9 protein-coding genes are annotated in these 15802 nt (G+C 71.0%); 4 read left to right on the forward strand and 5 right to left on the reverse strand.

Annotated elements, in window-relative coordinates; translation table 11 throughout:
- Positions 1-3 precede the first annotated feature (3 nt).
- A complete protein-coding gene (locus tag ACZ4TG_RS21860) occupies positions 4-852 on the reverse strand; it encodes a hypothetical protein (RefSeq protein WP_468165236.1) in 849 nt (282 codons plus the stop codon).
- A 538-nt stretch (positions 853-1390) separates the two neighbouring features.
- On the opposite strand from ACZ4TG_RS21860, the gene sepH reads away from it, so the two are divergent.
- Positions 1391-2398, forward strand: coding sequence for a septation protein SepH (gene sepH / locus ACZ4TG_RS21865; RefSeq protein WP_468165238.1), 1008 nt, complete (start codon positions 1391-1393; stop codon positions 2396-2398).
- Between the two features lie 66 nt (positions 2399-2464).
- On the opposite strand, the gene ACZ4TG_RS21870 is transcribed toward sepH, so the two are convergent.
- Positions 2465-3310 (reverse strand): sulfurtransferase, encoded by an 846-nt coding sequence (locus ACZ4TG_RS21870; RefSeq protein ID WP_468165240.1) that lies wholly within the window; start codon positions 3308-3310, stop codon positions 2465-2467.
- Positions 3311-3506: 196 nt separating this feature from the next.
- Between ACZ4TG_RS21870 and ACZ4TG_RS21875 the strand changes: the two genes are divergently transcribed.
- On the forward strand, positions 3507-4292 hold the full coding sequence (locus ACZ4TG_RS21875; RefSeq protein WP_468165242.1) for a VOC family protein: 786 nt from the start codon (positions 3507-3509) through the stop codon (positions 4290-4292).
- Positions 4293-4364: 72 nt separating this feature from the next.
- Here ACZ4TG_RS21875 and ACZ4TG_RS21880 read toward each other — a convergent pair whose 3' ends face one another.
- Positions 4365-5129, reverse strand: a complete 765-nt coding sequence (locus tag ACZ4TG_RS21880) for a hypothetical protein (RefSeq protein WP_468165244.1) — start codon at positions 5127-5129, stop codon at positions 4365-4367.
- Positions 5130-5715: 586 nt separating this feature from the next.
- Between ACZ4TG_RS21880 and ACZ4TG_RS21885 the strand changes: the two genes are divergently transcribed.
- Together ACZ4TG_RS21885 and ACZ4TG_RS21890 are read left to right on the forward strand one after the other, a co-directional pair.
- Positions 5716-6165, forward strand: a complete 450-nt coding sequence (locus ACZ4TG_RS21885; RefSeq protein WP_468165246.1) for a DUF2690 domain-containing protein — start codon at positions 5716-5718, stop codon at positions 6163-6165.
- Between the two features lie 147 nt (positions 6166-6312).
- Positions 6313-11805 (forward strand): sacsin N-terminal ATP-binding-like domain-containing protein, encoded by a 5493-nt coding sequence (locus tag ACZ4TG_RS21890; protein WP_468165248.1) that lies wholly within the window; start codon positions 6313-6315, stop codon positions 11803-11805.
- Between the two features lie 177 nt (positions 11806-11982).
- Here ACZ4TG_RS21890 and ACZ4TG_RS21895 read toward each other — a convergent pair whose 3' ends face one another.
- Positions 11983-14172, reverse strand: a complete 2190-nt coding sequence (locus ACZ4TG_RS21895) for an AIPR family protein (RefSeq protein WP_468165251.1) — start codon at positions 14170-14172, stop codon at positions 11983-11985.
- Between the two features lie 132 nt (positions 14173-14304).
- Entirely contained in the window at positions 14305-15735 is a 1431-nt protein-coding gene (locus ACZ4TG_RS21900; protein ID WP_468165253.1) for an HsdM family class I SAM-dependent methyltransferase, read from the reverse strand.
- Positions 15736-15802: the final 67 nt, after the last annotated feature.

The following is a 15802-nucleotide window of genomic DNA, read 5'->3' on the forward strand; positions in this document are numbered from 1 at the left end:
GGGTCAGGAGGCTCCCGGCGCGGCCGTTCCGGCGCCGGTGCCGGCGCCGGTGCTGTCGGAGCCCGGACCGGGCGTGCCGCCGGAGCCCGTCCCGCCGGCCGCCGAGCGGCTCGGGGTGGGCGTGGGCTTCGGGTCGGGCTTCGGGTCGGGCTTCGGCGGGGTCGGGCCGGGGGTCGGCTCCCCCGAACCGGAGGGGGTCGTCCCGGGGCTCGGGCTCCGGCCGCCGCGGGAGCCCGCGGGGTCCGGGGAGGTGCCGGTCCCGGGACTCTCGCCGCCCTTCCCGCCCTGCTCGCCCTTGTCTCCGGTGCCGGGCCCGTCCTCGGGCGGGGCCGGCCGGTGGTCGGCGGCCTTGCGGGTGCCGCCGGAGAGGATGGTGTCGCCGCCCGAGCTGACCGAGGTGCCCGCGACCGCCTCGTAGGCGCCGAGACCGCCGACGGCTACGGCGAACGCCGCGCCCGAGGCGACCGCCGTCCGCTTCCAGCCGCGCACGCGGGTGCCGTGCACGGTGGCCTCGCCGAAGTCCTCGGACGGCGGGGCGGCGCCGGGCGACAGCGTGCCGTCGGCCGCCTGGTCCTCGTGCACCACCGGCACCTGACGGGCCCTCGGGCGGGAGGTCTCGCGCAGCTGGTCGCCCGTACGCCGGAAGAAGTGCTGGATCACGGGTCCGCCCGCGGTGGCGACCACGCTCACCACGCCCGCGCCGAGGATGGTGCCGTAGACCCCCATCTTCGAGGCGAGCAGGGCCGCCGCGACGGTGGCGAGGGAGGAGCCCGCGATCTGCGCCACGCTCAGATCGAGCTTCTTCTTCTCCGGTTCGTCGTCCTGCGTGCCTCGCGGCGTCTTCTGACCCATCGACATCCCCTGCGTGTCCCGCCTCTCGCGCTTCTCCTCTTCCTGGAGTTACTGACCCCTGAGCGAAACAGATAGTTCCATTTCTGGTGATTCTGTGAAGCAGGACACCCGAAAACGGTCCGGGACGCAGGTCCGCGCGGATACGGAGGGGATTCAGGGCAGCCCAACTCCCGCCGTCGGAGACAAGTTCGGCGGCGCGGCGGTCCACCTGGGTGGCCCGAATGGAGTACTGTGGCGAGCCCTGGGGCCGTCCTTCCTTACGGATGTCCGGACTCGGGAGAGGGGGCCGGACGATGGAGAAACGGCACTCGAGACCGGCGATGCCGCGGTGTTGCACGGGTTCCTGCTGCGCACAGTAATCGTTCGGTCACTGTGCGTGCCCAACAGGTAACCGTGCCATAACGGCGATCAAGGGCGCATGCCCGACACGCCGGTTTAACTCGGCAAGGTTGTGGCAGGCTGCACCCGGGCAGGCCACACTCGACTAGCGGAAGCAGCGACGCACGTGACGTCGGCAGGCACCACCCGGGAGGTCCCCATGCCCGAACTGCGTGTCGTGGCCGTCTCAAATGACGGCACACGACTGGTGCTCAAGGCTGCGGACAGCACGGAGTACACGCTTCCGATCGATGAGCGTCTACGGGCTGCCGTACGCAACGACCGTGCGCGCCTGAACCAGATCGAGATCGAGGTGGAGAGCCACCTCCGCCCCCGCGACATCCAGGCCCGCATACGGGCCGGTGCCTCCGCGGAGGAGGTCGCTCAACTCGCCGGCATCCCGGTCGACCGCGTACGCCGCTTCGAGGGCCCGGTGCTCGCCGAGCGCGCGTTCATGGCGGAGCGGGCGCGCAAGACTCCCGTGCGCCGACCCGGCGAGAACACCGGACCCCAGCTCGGCGAGGCCGTGCAGGAGCGGCTGACGCTGCGCGGGGCCGACAAGGAGTCCGTGCAGTGGGACTCCTGGCGCCGCGACGACGGCACCTGGGAGGTCCTGCTGGTCTACCGGGTCGCGGGCGAACCGCACTCGGCCAGCTGGACGTACGACCCGCCCCGCCGGCTGGTCGTGGCCGTGGACGACGAGGCCCGCTCCCTCATCGGCGAGTCGGACGACCTGCCCGCGACGCCGGAGCCGAGCTTCCCCTTCGTGCCGAGGATCGCGCGCCTGCCGCGCGACCGGCCGCTGGACCGCGCCCTCGACCGCCAGCTGGAACGTCCCGCCCCGCCGCCGGAGCCGGAGGAGGAGCGGGACACGCTGACCAGCCTGCTGGAGGCCGTGCCAAGCTTCCGCGGCGACATGGTGGTCCCGGAACGCACCGACCTCCCCGCGGAGGAGGCGGAGGCGGAGGAGCCGCCCGCCGCCTCGGCGGGAGCCGGTACGGCGTACGCCGATGTCCTGATGCCGCGTACGGTGGCCGGCCACCGCGACCGCCTGACCGGCACCACGGACCGCCAGGCCGAGGCCGACGGGGTCCGCCCGGGCCGCCGCGCGGCGGTGCCCAGCTGGGACGAGATCGTCTTCGGGACCCGGCGCAAGAAGCAGGAGTAGCCCGCGGCGCGGGTGAGCGCCCCGGCGGCTACCGCCGGGGCGCTCACCCGCGCCGAGCCGGCGGCCCTACTGCGGCTGCGGCCCCACCGCCACCGGCCGGTCGGGGTCGGAGGACCAGTCCGACCAGCTGCCCGCGTACAGCGCCGACGGGATGCCCGCCACCTCCAGGGCCAGCACCTCGTGCGCGCCCGAGACCCCCGACCCGCAGTACACCCCCACCGGGACGTCCCCGGCTGCGCCCAGCGCTCCGAACCGCGAGCGCAGCTCCGGCGCGGGCAGGAAACGCCCGTCCGCGTCCACGTTCTGCGAGGTCGGGGCCGACACCGCGCCCGGCACGTGCCCGCCGACCCGGTCGATCGGCTCGACCTCGCCCCGGTACCGCTCCCCCGCCCGCGCGTCCAGCAGTACACCCGAACGGGCCAGTGCCGCCGCTCCGTCCGCGTCGAGCACTCGCAGCGCGCCCGGGTTTGGCTTGAAATCGCCCTCGGTCGGGGTGGGTGCGTCGGCCGTGACCTCGCCACCGGCCGCCGTCCAGGCGGCCAGGCCCCCGTCCAGGACCCGCACCTGCGCGTGACCCGTCCAGCGCAACAGCCACCAGGCTCGGGCCGCGGCCCACCCCTGGCCGCCGTCGTACACGACCACCGGGACGCCGGCCGAGACCCCGGCCCGCCGCATCACCGCGCCGAACGCCTCCGGTTCCGGCAGCGGGTGGCGCCCGCCAAGACCCGTCGCGCTGACCGGACCTGCCAGTTCGCGGTCCAGGTCCACGTACACCGCACCCGGCAGGTGCCCGGCCTCGTACGCGGGCCGCTGGTCGGGGCCGCCCAGCTGCCAGCGGACGTCCAGGAGCACCGGCGGCGCGGTTCCGGCCAGCTCGCTCATCAGTTCGGAAGCCGAGAGAATCGCATTCATGGGGCACATCTTCCTCCCCACCCGGGCACCCTGTGTAACAAGCCGGACATCAACGCGCCGCGACGGGCCGCAGTGATTCGGTCATCTCTGCTCCGCCACCGGGAAACGCGGCGCGGTCGAGGCGCGCCGGGCCTCGCGGAGTGGAACCATCACCCTGGGGCGGGGCGACAGGGATACGACGGAGGAGACGGCTGACATGACCGAGGCAGCGGAAGCGACCAGGCCCGTGCCCGGCACCCCGTGCTGGGTGAGCCTGATGGTGCACAGCCTCGGAACCACCGAGGAGTTCTACGCGGACCTCTTCGGCTGGGAGTACGAGCCGGGCCCGGAGCAACTGGGCCCGTACGTCCGGGCGGTCCTCGACGGCCAAGAGGTGGCCGGCATCGGGGAGATGCCCCCGGACCGGCACCTGCCGGTCGCCTGGACCACCTATCTCGCCACCGACGACGCCGACGCCACGGCCGAGGCGATCCGTTCCTGCGGCGGCACGGTCGCGGTGGGGCCGCTGGACGCGGGCAGCGCGGGCCGGATGGCGATCTGCTCCGACCCGCTGGGCGCGATCTTCGGGGTCTGGCAGGCCGGCGCCCACCTCGGCACCCGGCTGCACGGCGTCCCCGGCACCCCGGTCTGGAACGAGCTGGTCACCCAGGACGCCACCACCGTGGGCAAGTTCTACGAGCACGTCTTCGGCCACGAGGCACGGCAACACCCGGACGTCTCGACGGACTTCGACTACCTGACCCTGAACCTTCAGGGCCGGCCGGTCGCGGCGGTGCACGGAGTCGGCCGGTCGCTGCCGCACGACCGCGGCCCGCACTGGATGACGTACTTCGAGGTCGACGACACCGACGCGGCCGCGACCCGGGTCGCCGACCTCGGCGGGCGGATCGTCCAGCCGCCCCGAGACCGGCCCAGCGGCCGGCTGGCCACGGTCGCGGACCCCGAGGGTGCGGTGTTCACCCTCGTCCACACCCTGGCCTAGCGCGAGCGCGCTCGCGGCCCCTTCGCCGAAGCCCCGGCCGGCCCGGGCCACTTCGGCGAAGGATCCGGGTACCTAGCGGCCGAGCGCCAGCCGCAGGGTGATCCCGTACCGCGCCCGCAGCCGGCGCAGTTCCCACGCCGACAGGGCGGTCACCGACAGCGGCGGACCCACCAGGAACAGGATCCGCACCGCCAACGGGGCGTCCACCGGGACGTCGTCGAAGAGCTGGAAGAAGAACATCACCCACACCACCACCGGCGAGACCAGCGGCGGCAGCACCTCGTGGACGTCCGCGGTGCGGAAGGCGTGGTGCACGCAGAGCACCGCCGAGGCCAGGCCGAACGGCAGCAGGAACAGGCCCAGGAGTCCGGCGAGGAAGCCCAGCCCGTTCATCCCGCCCGCGCCGTGCATCACGGTGACCCACAGCCCCAGCGCGGTGCCGAAGAGCGCGCCCAGCGCGGTCAGCGGGCCGCGCAGCCGCTGCCGGTAGAAGGCGGGGCCCGGCGGCCTGGCGCTCATCACGAACGCGGCCAGCGCGATCGGCCCGAGCACGAGCAACATGCCCGCGCTCACGAGGACTTCACCGAGCTTGTCGTTGACGACGGAACCGGCCGTCTCGCGCAGCGGGTAGGCGAAGAGGAGCCAGCAGGTGGCCACCACGCCGATGGCGGTGCGGGCGATCTGCGCCCGCTCGATGGCCTCGTCGACGATCCGGTCGGGCCGCGCGGGCCGGTAGATCCGGGCGGCCAGCTCGAAGGGCAGCAGCAGGAAGGTCACGCAGCCGTGCCGGCGGTCGCCTCCCGGTCCTGCCGCAGGCCCGCGGGTGTACGTACTCACTGCTCGCTCCCCCGAAACGATGTTGATCAACGAATGATAGGGGGATCTCCCTCCCGCCACCTCGTTGCTGCGCATCTCGGCCAGCGGTGAACGCCGCCCCATGGCGGCGGGAGACGGCGGAAGGCGGCAGGGGCGGCAGGGGCGGCAACGGAATCGGGTTCACCGGCTCGGAACGCGCTCCAATTCAGGTGGAGAACAAGCCATTCCGCTTATGTAGATTCGGAATGCCTCCTCTCGCTTCACCGCGATCGGACCGTTGTGGGGAAGACGCATTTCTCGTCGCTCCAGGCAACCGATTTCTTCGAGCCAACGTTCGCTCCTCCGTAGATCTTTGAGGTGTCGTGCGTTTGGCCGGGCAACTAAGTTGATCTCCACGCGTAGCCATTCCGGCCGGATGCCGGTGCGCGCGCCGACCCATGCCCCGAGGGCGTTGTGGTCACGGGGGGATGTACCGGCACGCCGCACCGTGCCGTCGTCACGCGCGCCTGCGCTCTTCCGTGCCCGCATCACCGCGTGGCCTGCGGTCCGGCTTCCGGCTTGCTGCCCAGCAGTCCGCCTGACCCCTGACACCTGATGAGGAGCAAGAATGAAGAAGGCAGTAGCCCGTGGTGCCGCGATCTCGGCGGCCGTCCTGACCCTGGGCCTCGTCCCGCTCGCCGGGACCTCCTACGCCGCGTCGTGCAGCGGCACCAGCTGTGACAACAAGGGCCCCAAGGGCACCGGCTGTGAGCTGGAGGGCGTCAACACCCAGCGCACCGTGGACAACAACGGCCGCAAGGCTGAGCTGCGCTGGTCCAACGGTTGCAGCGCGGCCTGGGTCCGGGTCACCGACAATTCGAGCAACTCGATCTACAACTCGTACGGTTACATCGAGAAGTACGACTCCGCGGGCAAGCTCATCCGCTCGCTCAGCGTCGAGATCCCGCACAACGGCAGCGACTGGTCGAACATGCTGGGCGGCGCCGGCTACTACTACCGCATCTGCGTGAGGTTCGTGGGCAACGAATACCCCATGGAGTGCAGCACGAAGTTCTAGCACTTCCCTCCCGCACGAGATGACGGATCACGGGGCCACGGCCTTCCCGGGCTGTGGCCCCGTCGTCCTCCCGTCCTTCGGACAGCCCTGCGCCGTCGAGGCCCGCGCGCTACGGTCTGCCTGAGATCGTCATGGAAGCGGGGGAACATGGCCGGTACGGCGCACGAGAACGGCCCGAGCGGGACGTGGTCGTCCGAGCTGTGGGACTACGCCCAGGCCGTGCTCGGGGAGTGGCAGTCCACCAAGGTCTGGCAACCGGCCCAGCAGCTGCGCGCGGCCTCGCACGGCAACGCGCGGGACTACGCCGGCCGCTTCCTCCTGGAGCTGCTGCAGAACGGCCACGACGCCCATCCCCGAGGCCGGAACGACGGACGCGTCCACGTCCTGCTCGACGAGGACGAGGGGACGCACGGGACGCTCTACGTGGGCAACGGCGGAACGCCCTTCACCTGGGCCAGGATCGAGGCCGTGTGCAAGCTCGCCCGGAGCGAGAAGACCGTCGGCGAGGGCATCGGGAACAAGGGAGTCGGCTTCCGCAGCATCCTGGAGATCACGGATGCCCCGGAGATCTACAGCGCCGGCGCGGCCGGAGAGGGCCCGGCCGTGCTGGACGGGTACTGCTTCCGGTTCGCGGTCCGGGACGACCTGCGGGTGCTGCTCGGGGACGAGGACCTCGTCCGCAGGGCGGAGGAGGAACTACCGCCCTTCCAGGTCCCCTTCCCCCTCGCGGACGTGCCCCCGGCCTGCAAGGAACTGGCCGCCGACGGGCACGTGACGGTCATCCGGATCCCGCTGCGCAACGAGGCCTCCCGCCGCGCGGCCGTCCGCCGCCTCGAGGAGCTCGGCACGACGAAGGCCCCGGTGATGCTGTTCCTGGACCGGCTCGACCGGCTGGTCATCGAGCGGCGGGGCGGCGAGAGCCCCCGCCGCACGGAACTCACCCGCCGGGAAACCCCCTTGGGGCCCGCCGAGGTCCGGCCCCCAGGACACGCCGGGCAGGCCGGTGCGGCGGGGCCCGTCCCCGCCGTCTCCCTCGCCCGTGTCGTACTCGGCTCCCTGGGCGCCTTCCTCGTGGCCCGGGGCCGGATCCCCGTGGAGCGGCTGCGCGGCACGATCGACGCCGCGACCGGGCTCGGACAGCTGGACGATTCGTGGGGGGACTGGAAGGAACCGGCCGTGGTCGAGGTGGCGTTGCCCCTCGACGGCGCCGACTCGTTGCGCGGGGGCCGGATCTACACCTTCCTCCCGCTGGGCGAGGACGCCGCCGCGCCGCTGCGCGGGCATCTCAACGCCCCGTTCTTCACGAAGGTGGACCGTACGGCCCTCGACCGGGAGCACCCGCTGAACGCCATGCTCTTCGCGGCGGCCGCCGAGACCTGCCTGGCGGCAGCCGCCCGGCTGCGGGATCAGGGCCGGCCGGCCGACCGCGGGCTGGCGGTCACGCTGGTGACCTGGGAGAACGAGCCGCGCTCCCACAATCTGCTGCTCGAAGCGGCACGCCGGGTCCACGGCGAGGAGTTCGCGGACGTTCCCGTCGTCCCCCTGCTGGACCGGAAAACCCCGCACGGTACCTGGGGCACGCCCCGGAACTCCGTGCTCTGGCCCGAGCACGAACTGTCGGTGCTCACGGCCGAGGCGGCCGAGGCGGCGGGCATCGCCGTGGCCGATCCGGCTGTCGGAACCAAGCCGCTGCAGCGCCTCGCGAGGACGTGCGAGGCGCTCAAGTGCCCGTTGGAGCCCTCCGCGCAGCAGCGCGCGGACCACGCCGAACTGATCGTCAGCACCCTTCCGCTGCCCGCTCCCGGCGCTCCCGTCGACGACTGGAACGGCGTCTACGCCGATCTCGCCCTGCTCTTCAAGGGCGACGGCGGGGTACTGCAAGGCAGGAAGCTGCTGCTGGCGGACGACGGGGAGCTCCGCCGCGCCAACGGCGGCCCTGCCGCGGACAGGAAGGACGGTTCGCGGCGCACGGCGGCCCGGCGGGAGGCGTTCTTCCAGCCGGCGCGCGGCGAGGCGACGGGCGGCGAAGGCCTGGCCGTGCCCGATGCCTTGAAGAAGCGCCTGTTCTATCTGCATCCCGGGCTGAACTGGGTGGAGGAGGAAGGGCACGTACGGCGCCAGGAAGCCCGCCTGTTCCTCGAACGCTTCCGGCTCGTCCGGCGTTTCGACGCCGCCGGTCTTCTCGACCACGTCCGCCGCGCCCTCACCGAGAGCACTTCGGCGCGGCTGCGCGAGCAGGCACTGCGCTTCGTGTTCCGCCTCTACCGGTCGCGGCAGTCCGCACAGTCCCTGCACCTGCGCCCGCTGGGGCTGTACGTTCCCTCCGCCGAGGGCCCTCCCGTCAAGGCGGCCGGCGCCGCCTTCGGGGCCGGATGGACCGGCACCCACGGGGACGAACTCGCCTCCGTCGTGGCCGCGGGGCAGGAGTCCTCGGCCGATCTCCGCCTCATGGCGCAGCGGCTCGTGGCGGGGCCGCAGGAGTTCCTGAGGCGGGGCGAAACGCTGGACGAGTGGCGGGAGTTCCTGACCGACCTCGGCGTCACCGACGGGCTGCTCCCCATGTCATCGCCCGGTGCGGAGACGGAAGCCGAGGGCGGCGAACTGACCACGGGCAACATCATCCGCATGGCCAAGGTGTCCGGCGCGGTCGCCGACCAGTGGCAGCCCTACATCGACCGCGCGTGGAGCGGTGTCGCCCATCCCTACACCCCGTACGTCGGGACCTCCGCGTTCCGGCTGCCGGGCCAGGACATCGCCGGGCGGATGGGCGAGGCGGGCCGGATCGCCTACGCGCGACTGGTCCTGCACGGCCTGGCCCGGTGGAGCGACACCGCCTTCGCCAGCGTCTGGAACCGGGACCGGACCGGCAATCAGGATCTGCAGCACGTCCCGACCCCGCTGGCCGCCTTCGTCCGCGGCCGGCCCTGGCTCCCGGTGCGCGGCCGTGGCGGCACCGTCCGCTTCGTGCGGCCGGACGAAGCGTGGCACGCCCCCGCGACCCTGGAGGAAGAGCCGTCCTTCGCCCCGGCCGTCCTGCGGCAGCTGCGCCCGCTGCTGGAGGACGACCGCGCCCTGCGGCGGCTGCGCGATGCCGGGTTGCCGACCTGGGGCGACCCCAGGGACAGCGCCCGGCTCCTCGCCGCGCTGGGCGAGCTGGTGAAGTCGGATGCCGTGGACGACGGGGACCGGCCCGCCCTGCAGCGCGCGAGCGAGCACGCCTGGCAGAGCCTGGCGGCGCAGGCCGGGGCCGCAGCCCGATCCGGGGTCACACGGGCCGGTGCCGCGCAGGCCGCGGCCGCACGGGCCGGTGCTGCGCAGGCCGGTGCCGCACAGGCAGCCCTGCTCGAACCGCTCGTCGGCTCGGCCCTGCTCGCCGAGCGGGGGAAACGGCTGGTCGCGGTGGACTTCGCCGGGCTCCTCGACGGCTCCGTGCGGCTGTACGTCACGGGAGACCGGGACAATCTCAAGGCCCGCCTGGCCAGGGAGCTCAAGCTCCCGCTGCTCGTGGTGCCGGATGCGGCGGCGGAAACGGCCCGCATCCTGCGCCGGCGCTGCCCGGACGCGATCCGGCATGTCGACGACGCCGACCTGTCGGTCGAGGTCGACGGCCCCTGCGGCCCCTCCGGCCCCTCCGGCACCACCGAGGGCCTCGGATCGCCGCTCGTCGACGAGCTGCCCTGGCTTCCGCTCGCGGTGGGCGTCCTGGCCGACCACCCGACCCGGGGCGGACGTCCGACCGATGCCGAGCTCACCGATTTCGTCGCCGCCGTCCGCCGCATCCGCATCCACCGCTACGCCTCGCTGGAGATCACCCTCGACGGTGTGGCCGTGGAACTCCCGGACCGGCAGGACGGCGTGCTGCCCCTCCCCGGCCCCCGCCACCCGCTGGTCCTCACCCCGGACGTGCCACCCTCCTGGGACTTCGCGGCCCGGCTCGCCTACGCGGTCAGCCAGGTCGTGGACCGTCCGGAGTTCGCCGGCCCGCTCAAGCTCGCCGCCCGCGAACTGGAGCGCGAGCACGCCCCGCTCGGGGAACCGACCGAGCGGCAGCTCGCGGAGGCGCTCGGCCTGTCCGTCCACCAGGTCACGGGCACCGCCCACCGCCTCGACGGCTCCCTCGCGGGCGTACTGGAGCGCTGCCACCCCTTCCTCGTACACGCTCTCGGCGCCGACCGGGCGAGGGAGCTCACGGACCCGGCTCCGGCCGACGCGCGGGAGTTCCGGGCACGCCTCGAACCGTACGAGGCAGCCCTACCGCTGCCCGCCGGGAAGCTCATCGCGGCGGCGCGCGACGCCCGGGACATCGACGGCCTCCGGGCCGTGGCCGAAGTCGACTTCGCGGACCTCAACCGCACCCTGGCCGGCCTCACGCCCCGGTACCGCCCGACCAGCCACGCCGAGGCCCACGACGAGGCCGTACGCCGGCACGTGGATCTCGGTCGCGGCGCTCTCGTCGACCGGCTCCGCTGGGCCCATCTGGCCCGGTTCGACGCCCGGAGGCCGATCGCCGACTGGCCCGCCACCTGCTCGCTGAAATGGGTCACGGCCCCGCAGGAATGGGCGCTCACCGTCGACACCGCCGACGACGGCCTGCTGCGGGCCCTCGTCGAACAGGCGCTCACCGCCCGCCTGGGGGCGCCCGCCCCGGCCAGGGGCGAACGCCTCCCCGCCAGGGACCTGTTGCGCAGCCGCAACCGCGCCCACATAGCCCGGACGGCACCCGACCTGGTCGCCCTGGTCAAGGCCGCGAAACGCCCGCTGCCCACCGCGCTGGCGCATGCGGACCCCGCGCAGGAGATCACCTCCCTGCTGGACGAGGCGGGCGCGCTCGACTTCCGGGACCTGTCGGCCGACGATGTCGTCGGCTGGCTCGCGGCCCTGGGGCAGTGGCCGGCGGGCATGGCCGCCTCCTCGGCGCCCGAGGCGCACGAGCTCACTTCCGCCGACCTGGAACTCGTACGGAACGACACGGAGGTGGCCCGCACCGAACGGGCCAAGCGCAGGCGGATCATCTCCATTGGTGAACGGGACTTCGACATCGAGTCCGGCGACTTCACCGAGCTGGCCTCGGAGCTGCGCCGCGCCCTGGAATCCGGCCCACCGCCGGGCGTCGGCGCCCGCAGGCGCTTCGCCGCACTGAAGCCGATCCCGCCCCGGAGGGCGGCCGGCCCCTCGGGCGGAGCGCCGGGCGGGCGCGTCGACGGGGAGCGCGGGCTGTCGTCGGCCCAGCGCTCGGCGATCGGCTTCGTGGGCGAGTGGTACGCGTACCAATGGCTACGCGAGCAGGACCGGGCGACCGACGAGACGAGCTGGGTCTCGGGCAACCGGGCCCACGTCTTCCCCGGGCCGTCCGGAGACGACGGCCTCGGCTACGACTTCAAGGTCGGCTCCGGCAGGAACCCGCAGCTGTACGAGGTCAAGGCCACCAAGGGGCCGGGCGGCCAGATCGAGCTCGGAGAGACCGAGGTCCGGGCGGCGCAGCGGTACGGCGGCAGTGACCGCTGGAGGATCCTGGTGGTCACCTCGGTGCTGGATCCGGAGCTCCGGCAGCTGCGCATGCTGCCGAACCCCTTCAGCGAGCGCGGCCGCGGACTCTACCGCGAGGAAGGCGGCGCACTCCGCTTCGCGTACCGCCTGTAACGCCGCGTCCGGATCCGGTCCGGCCCCGTTGCCACCGATTCCAGCGTATGGGCCACCACATCGGCTTCGCCATCGGCGGCGCCACCACAAAAAACGGCGACGCACACCGACTCCACAAGGCGGCCCGAAGAAGCAGACCGGTGACCACGGCGGAACCGCGCCAAGGCCAACTTACGATCAGCTTGTCTCCTGCTCGCCCAATCCTTCACCCTCTATGTCTTCGAGGAGTCGCCGAGCCAGGTCAACGAGGGTGTCTCCATCCTCAGTCGCCCAACGGGCCGTGCCCTGGTTGGAGACGGGACGCTCCTCCCATTCAGCGAGTTCCCACATTCGGGCGATGAGGCCGGAGGGCGAGTAGCGGTTGCCGTCGGCGGCCCACAGAAGCGGTTTGGTGTGGTGGTTGACCCACGTGGCTCGCGCGCGCAGTTCATTCGCGGCGAGCCAGGGTTCGAGGGCCCTGCGTTCGGGCTCGATGTATGTGTGCAGGAACATCGGTGCTCCGTCCTTCAAAGCACCCTGACCAACGATGACGTGTACAGCATTGGGCCGACGGCGCTTGCGCTCCTTGGTCGGACGATTGCGGTACTTCTCCGGAAGCTCGCTGCTGCCCGTCACCCCCGAGCCAAGGGTGTCGAGTACGTCCGTCACCAGTGCGCGCACCGACCCGGCATCCGCGCACAAATACTGGATGCGGGAACGTTCGCCGATCGCATCCATGGCCATGACCAGAGCCGGAACCGTACGAGCAAGCAGCTCGGGTACCTGCCGGATCGCCTTCTCCGCCCAAGCAAGCGCGGGATCGGGTTCCTCGATGGTCCCATTGGCTTCGTCCGCGTCACGGAGCTGCCGGAACACCAAGTGGGCGACAAGGTACGTCCCGTGCTCGACGGCGGCGGCAGCCCGACTTGAGTAGTTCTTGCGGAGCTCGGCCAGCCCCGCGCGTACGGCACGCAGTACCCTGACCGCGTTCCACAGTAGGAAGACGCTCGGCTGCGGGCGGAAGAGTGCGTCATACACGCCTTGCCCGCCCCGCTCCCAGAGAACATCCAGGTTCGATGCGATGCGGGCTACGTACTGGCTTCCCGGATGTGCACAGGCAAGGGCGCACGCCGCTTCCACAACGGAGCAGCCGGCGTCCTGCATCGGTTCCAGCTCGCCACGCCGCACCCCGTAAACAAGCCCGAACTCCGCTTCCATCTCCTCGATGAGCGCTGCCTGTACCGGGTCGAGAGAGATGAAGTCTCGTGCCTCTACGCTGTTCTGGCGATTGGTGGCGCGGGTGGCCTGCTTCGCGAACTCCGTCGCCCCACCGGTGACGATGACCCTGATCCCGACGTCCGCCGCATACGCGTCGTTGCCGCCCTTGGCGACGGCATCTGCGATCGAGCGCACCGTCTGGGCACCGTTGACGACGCTCGCGCCACGGATCTTCAGGTTGAGCGGATACCTCTCCGGTACCCCGATCTGCCGGTGCGTCGCCTCCAGGGAATCGCAGAGCACTGTGATCCCGTTGTTGAAGTACCAGAAGTGATTGGGCTCTTCGACGAGCGTGGTGACGAGTTCGTTGTTGATCGAGGTCAGGCCGAGCGGGTTACGGATGTTACGCGCGAAGAGACCGTTGCCTGCCTGCGCCCAGGAAGCGACCTGATCCGCTGACACGACACCCTGATAGGACTCGTACAGGTTGGGTAGCTTGAACCAAGGGCTGAGATCCGCTTCCAAGTCGATCGGCTCGTCTGTTATGTCGTCGCGCACCAGGGCATAGATCTCGCGCGCAAGGATCACCTTGTGGTCCAGCCGGTCACCGTGGTGGTTGAACTCCCGTTCGCCGTTGACCAGAGCCTGGTTCAGTTCGGCCGCCAGCTGATCGGTCCCCATGAGCACGATGACTTGAGTAACCGGGACAGTCCCACTCACCATCAGCCGCTTCGCCTGCTCCGCGAGGAGCCGCCCGCGCGGATTGAACTGAGCGAACTGCTCACTGTCGATCAGCCGCAGGCCGGCGAAGAGGCCGTGGATCACCGGGAGTTTCGCCGTGGCGTTCCCCTTGTTGGACCATTTGCTCTGCACCAGGTAGACGTGTTTGCGGTCGTGGTCCACTGCAATCGCGTCGATGCCCTGGTCCGCTCCGCCGTCGATGACGGTGAGCGCGGCGTCACCCGGGCTCCATCCGGTGACGATCCGTACGGCGTGCGCGGCCAGCGCCCTACTCCGAAAGTTGCTGACCCTGCTGTCCTCGGAGTGATTGGCAAAGTCGCTGACATCGATGAGGTCGGCATAGGTCTCGTCCAGGGCCCGGGCGACCTGACGGACCTGGGTGGGCACATCCTGAGTGGACGGACGAGAAGTGCGGTGCGGTGCGGGCATGTGCGCGGAATCCTCGATCTTCCGGACGACGGCGGGGCGCCGTCGTGTTGCGGTTGTTGCGGCCGATACGGGCAGAGAACCACCCACAGCGGTGCGACGGGTGCAGTTCCCCCGCCGGAGCTTCGACCGGCCTTACCCGAGGTTCGCCGCCACCGTGCGGAAACGCTTGCCTGCCTCGTCAAGGTGTTCGGCGATGGACAGGGCGATCTCTCCTGGGGAACCGAAGTCTTCAAGGGTTGCAGCGATGTTGGCCTTCAAGTCGAGGCTGACACCTGGCCTTTGGAGCAGTTCACTCACCGAATACGAACGAAATCGCGGCGACGGAGTGCGCCCCTGGTGGTTGAGATCGCCAGGCCCGTAGGCGGCGAGGAAGTCCGCGAAATCGGCCTCGGTGAGGGGCCTCCCCGTGTCCGTGTAGTGGTTGTCGGTCCGGGCGTCGTACACCCACAGCTCTCGGGTGACAGGCTCATCGGTCAGCCGGGGGACGGACTTGGTGAAGAAGAGGATGTTCGACTTGGAGTTGGTGCCGTGGAAGATGCCCGTGGGGAGCCGCAGCAGAGTGTGGACATCACAGTTCTTGAGGAGCGCTTCGCGGACAACAGCGGCAGCACCGCTTCCGAAGAGAACCCCGTCAGGGACGAACACGGCAGCCCGGGCGCCCTTCGGCAACGTGATCGCAAGGTGCTGAAGGAAATTGGTTGGCAGGTCGGCCTTCTGCGCCCAGAAGTCGTCGCGTTGGTCGGTGTCGGGGACGACGTCGCCGCTCTTGAACGGGGGGTTGCAGATGGCGACGGTCGCGTCCACGTCCCGGTGGTAACGGTGGACGGGAACGTCCTTCGCCTTGAGGGAGTCGGCGCGCAGAACAGGCGGCATATCCGAGAGGACTCGTCCTGTGTTGAGCAGGATGTTCATAGTGGCGAACCGACACATCTGTGCGTCGATGTCGGCCGCCGCGATAGCGGTCGAGTCGACATAGGTACTGGAGGCGGCCATCTCCCGGTGCGCGGCAATCAACGTGCTACCGAGGCCGCCGGCCGCGTCGATGACCCGGTCTTCCCCGGTGACGGCAAGGGCCTTCGCGACGACGGCAAGGAGTGGCGGCGGGGTGAGGATCTGACCGGTCTGCCGCTTGGTGAGGAAGTCCTCGCGACAGTCGGCGAGCATGGATGAGAAAGCCTCACCGAGGGCGCTCTGCGGCACTGCGGTCCACTGGTACGGGGCGAATTCCTCGACGACGAGCCGCCTGAGCTCGGACATCCGGTCTATGTTCCAGGGCTGGGCATCGTGGAAGAGGACACTCGCAGTGGCCCTGCGCGGATCAGTGGGGTTAGGGGTGCCAAGCCCATTCATGAGGTCTGCGAGGAAGGCATGCAGGTCCTCGCCATTGAGGTCGGTGAGCCTAGGCCAAGTGCCGGCCGGGGCGATGGGCGGTTTGGCGAACCGCCCGGGGCGTTGGGTGTGCTCGTGATCGAGCTTGAGGAAGAGCAAGTAGGCGATGTGCTCGACGAACTCGAGACGGGTCAGGGCCTTGAAGCTGGTCTCTTCCCGATAGAACTTCCACAAGCGCTCTGCGATCCGACTGCTCGTCCAGTTGCGTTCCTGGGGTTCCGCCACCCCACCCCGACCCATG

It is taken from the genome of Streptomyces sp. NPDC028314 (assembly GCF_055565795.1).

Bases quoted from the DNA above. Each gene is read 5' to 3' on its own strand.
- ACZ4TG_RS21860 (WP_468165236.1), bottom strand. From the start codon at position 852: ATGGGTCAGAAGACGCCGCGAGGCACGCAGGACGACGAACCGGAGAAG.
- sepH (WP_468165238.1), top strand. From the start codon at position 1,391: ATGCCCGAACTGCGTGTCGTGGCCGTCTCAAATGACGGCACACGACTG.
- ACZ4TG_RS21870 (WP_468165240.1), bottom strand. From the start codon at position 3,310: ATGAATGCGATTCTCTCGGCTTCCGAACTGATGAGCGAGCTGGCCGGA.
- ACZ4TG_RS21875 (WP_468165242.1), top strand. From the start codon at position 3,507: ATGACCGAGGCAGCGGAAGCGACCAGGCCCGTGCCCGGCACCCCGTGC.
- ACZ4TG_RS21885 (WP_468165246.1), top strand. From the start codon at position 5,716: ATGAAGAAGGCAGTAGCCCGTGGTGCCGCGATCTCGGCGGCCGTCCTG.
- ACZ4TG_RS21890 (WP_468165248.1), top strand. From the start codon at position 6,313: ATGGCCGGTACGGCGCACGAGAACGGCCCGAGCGGGACGTGGTCGTCC.
- ACZ4TG_RS21895 (WP_468165251.1), bottom strand. From the start codon at position 14,172: ATGCCCGCACCGCACCGCACTTCTCGTCCGTCCACTCAGGATGTGCCC.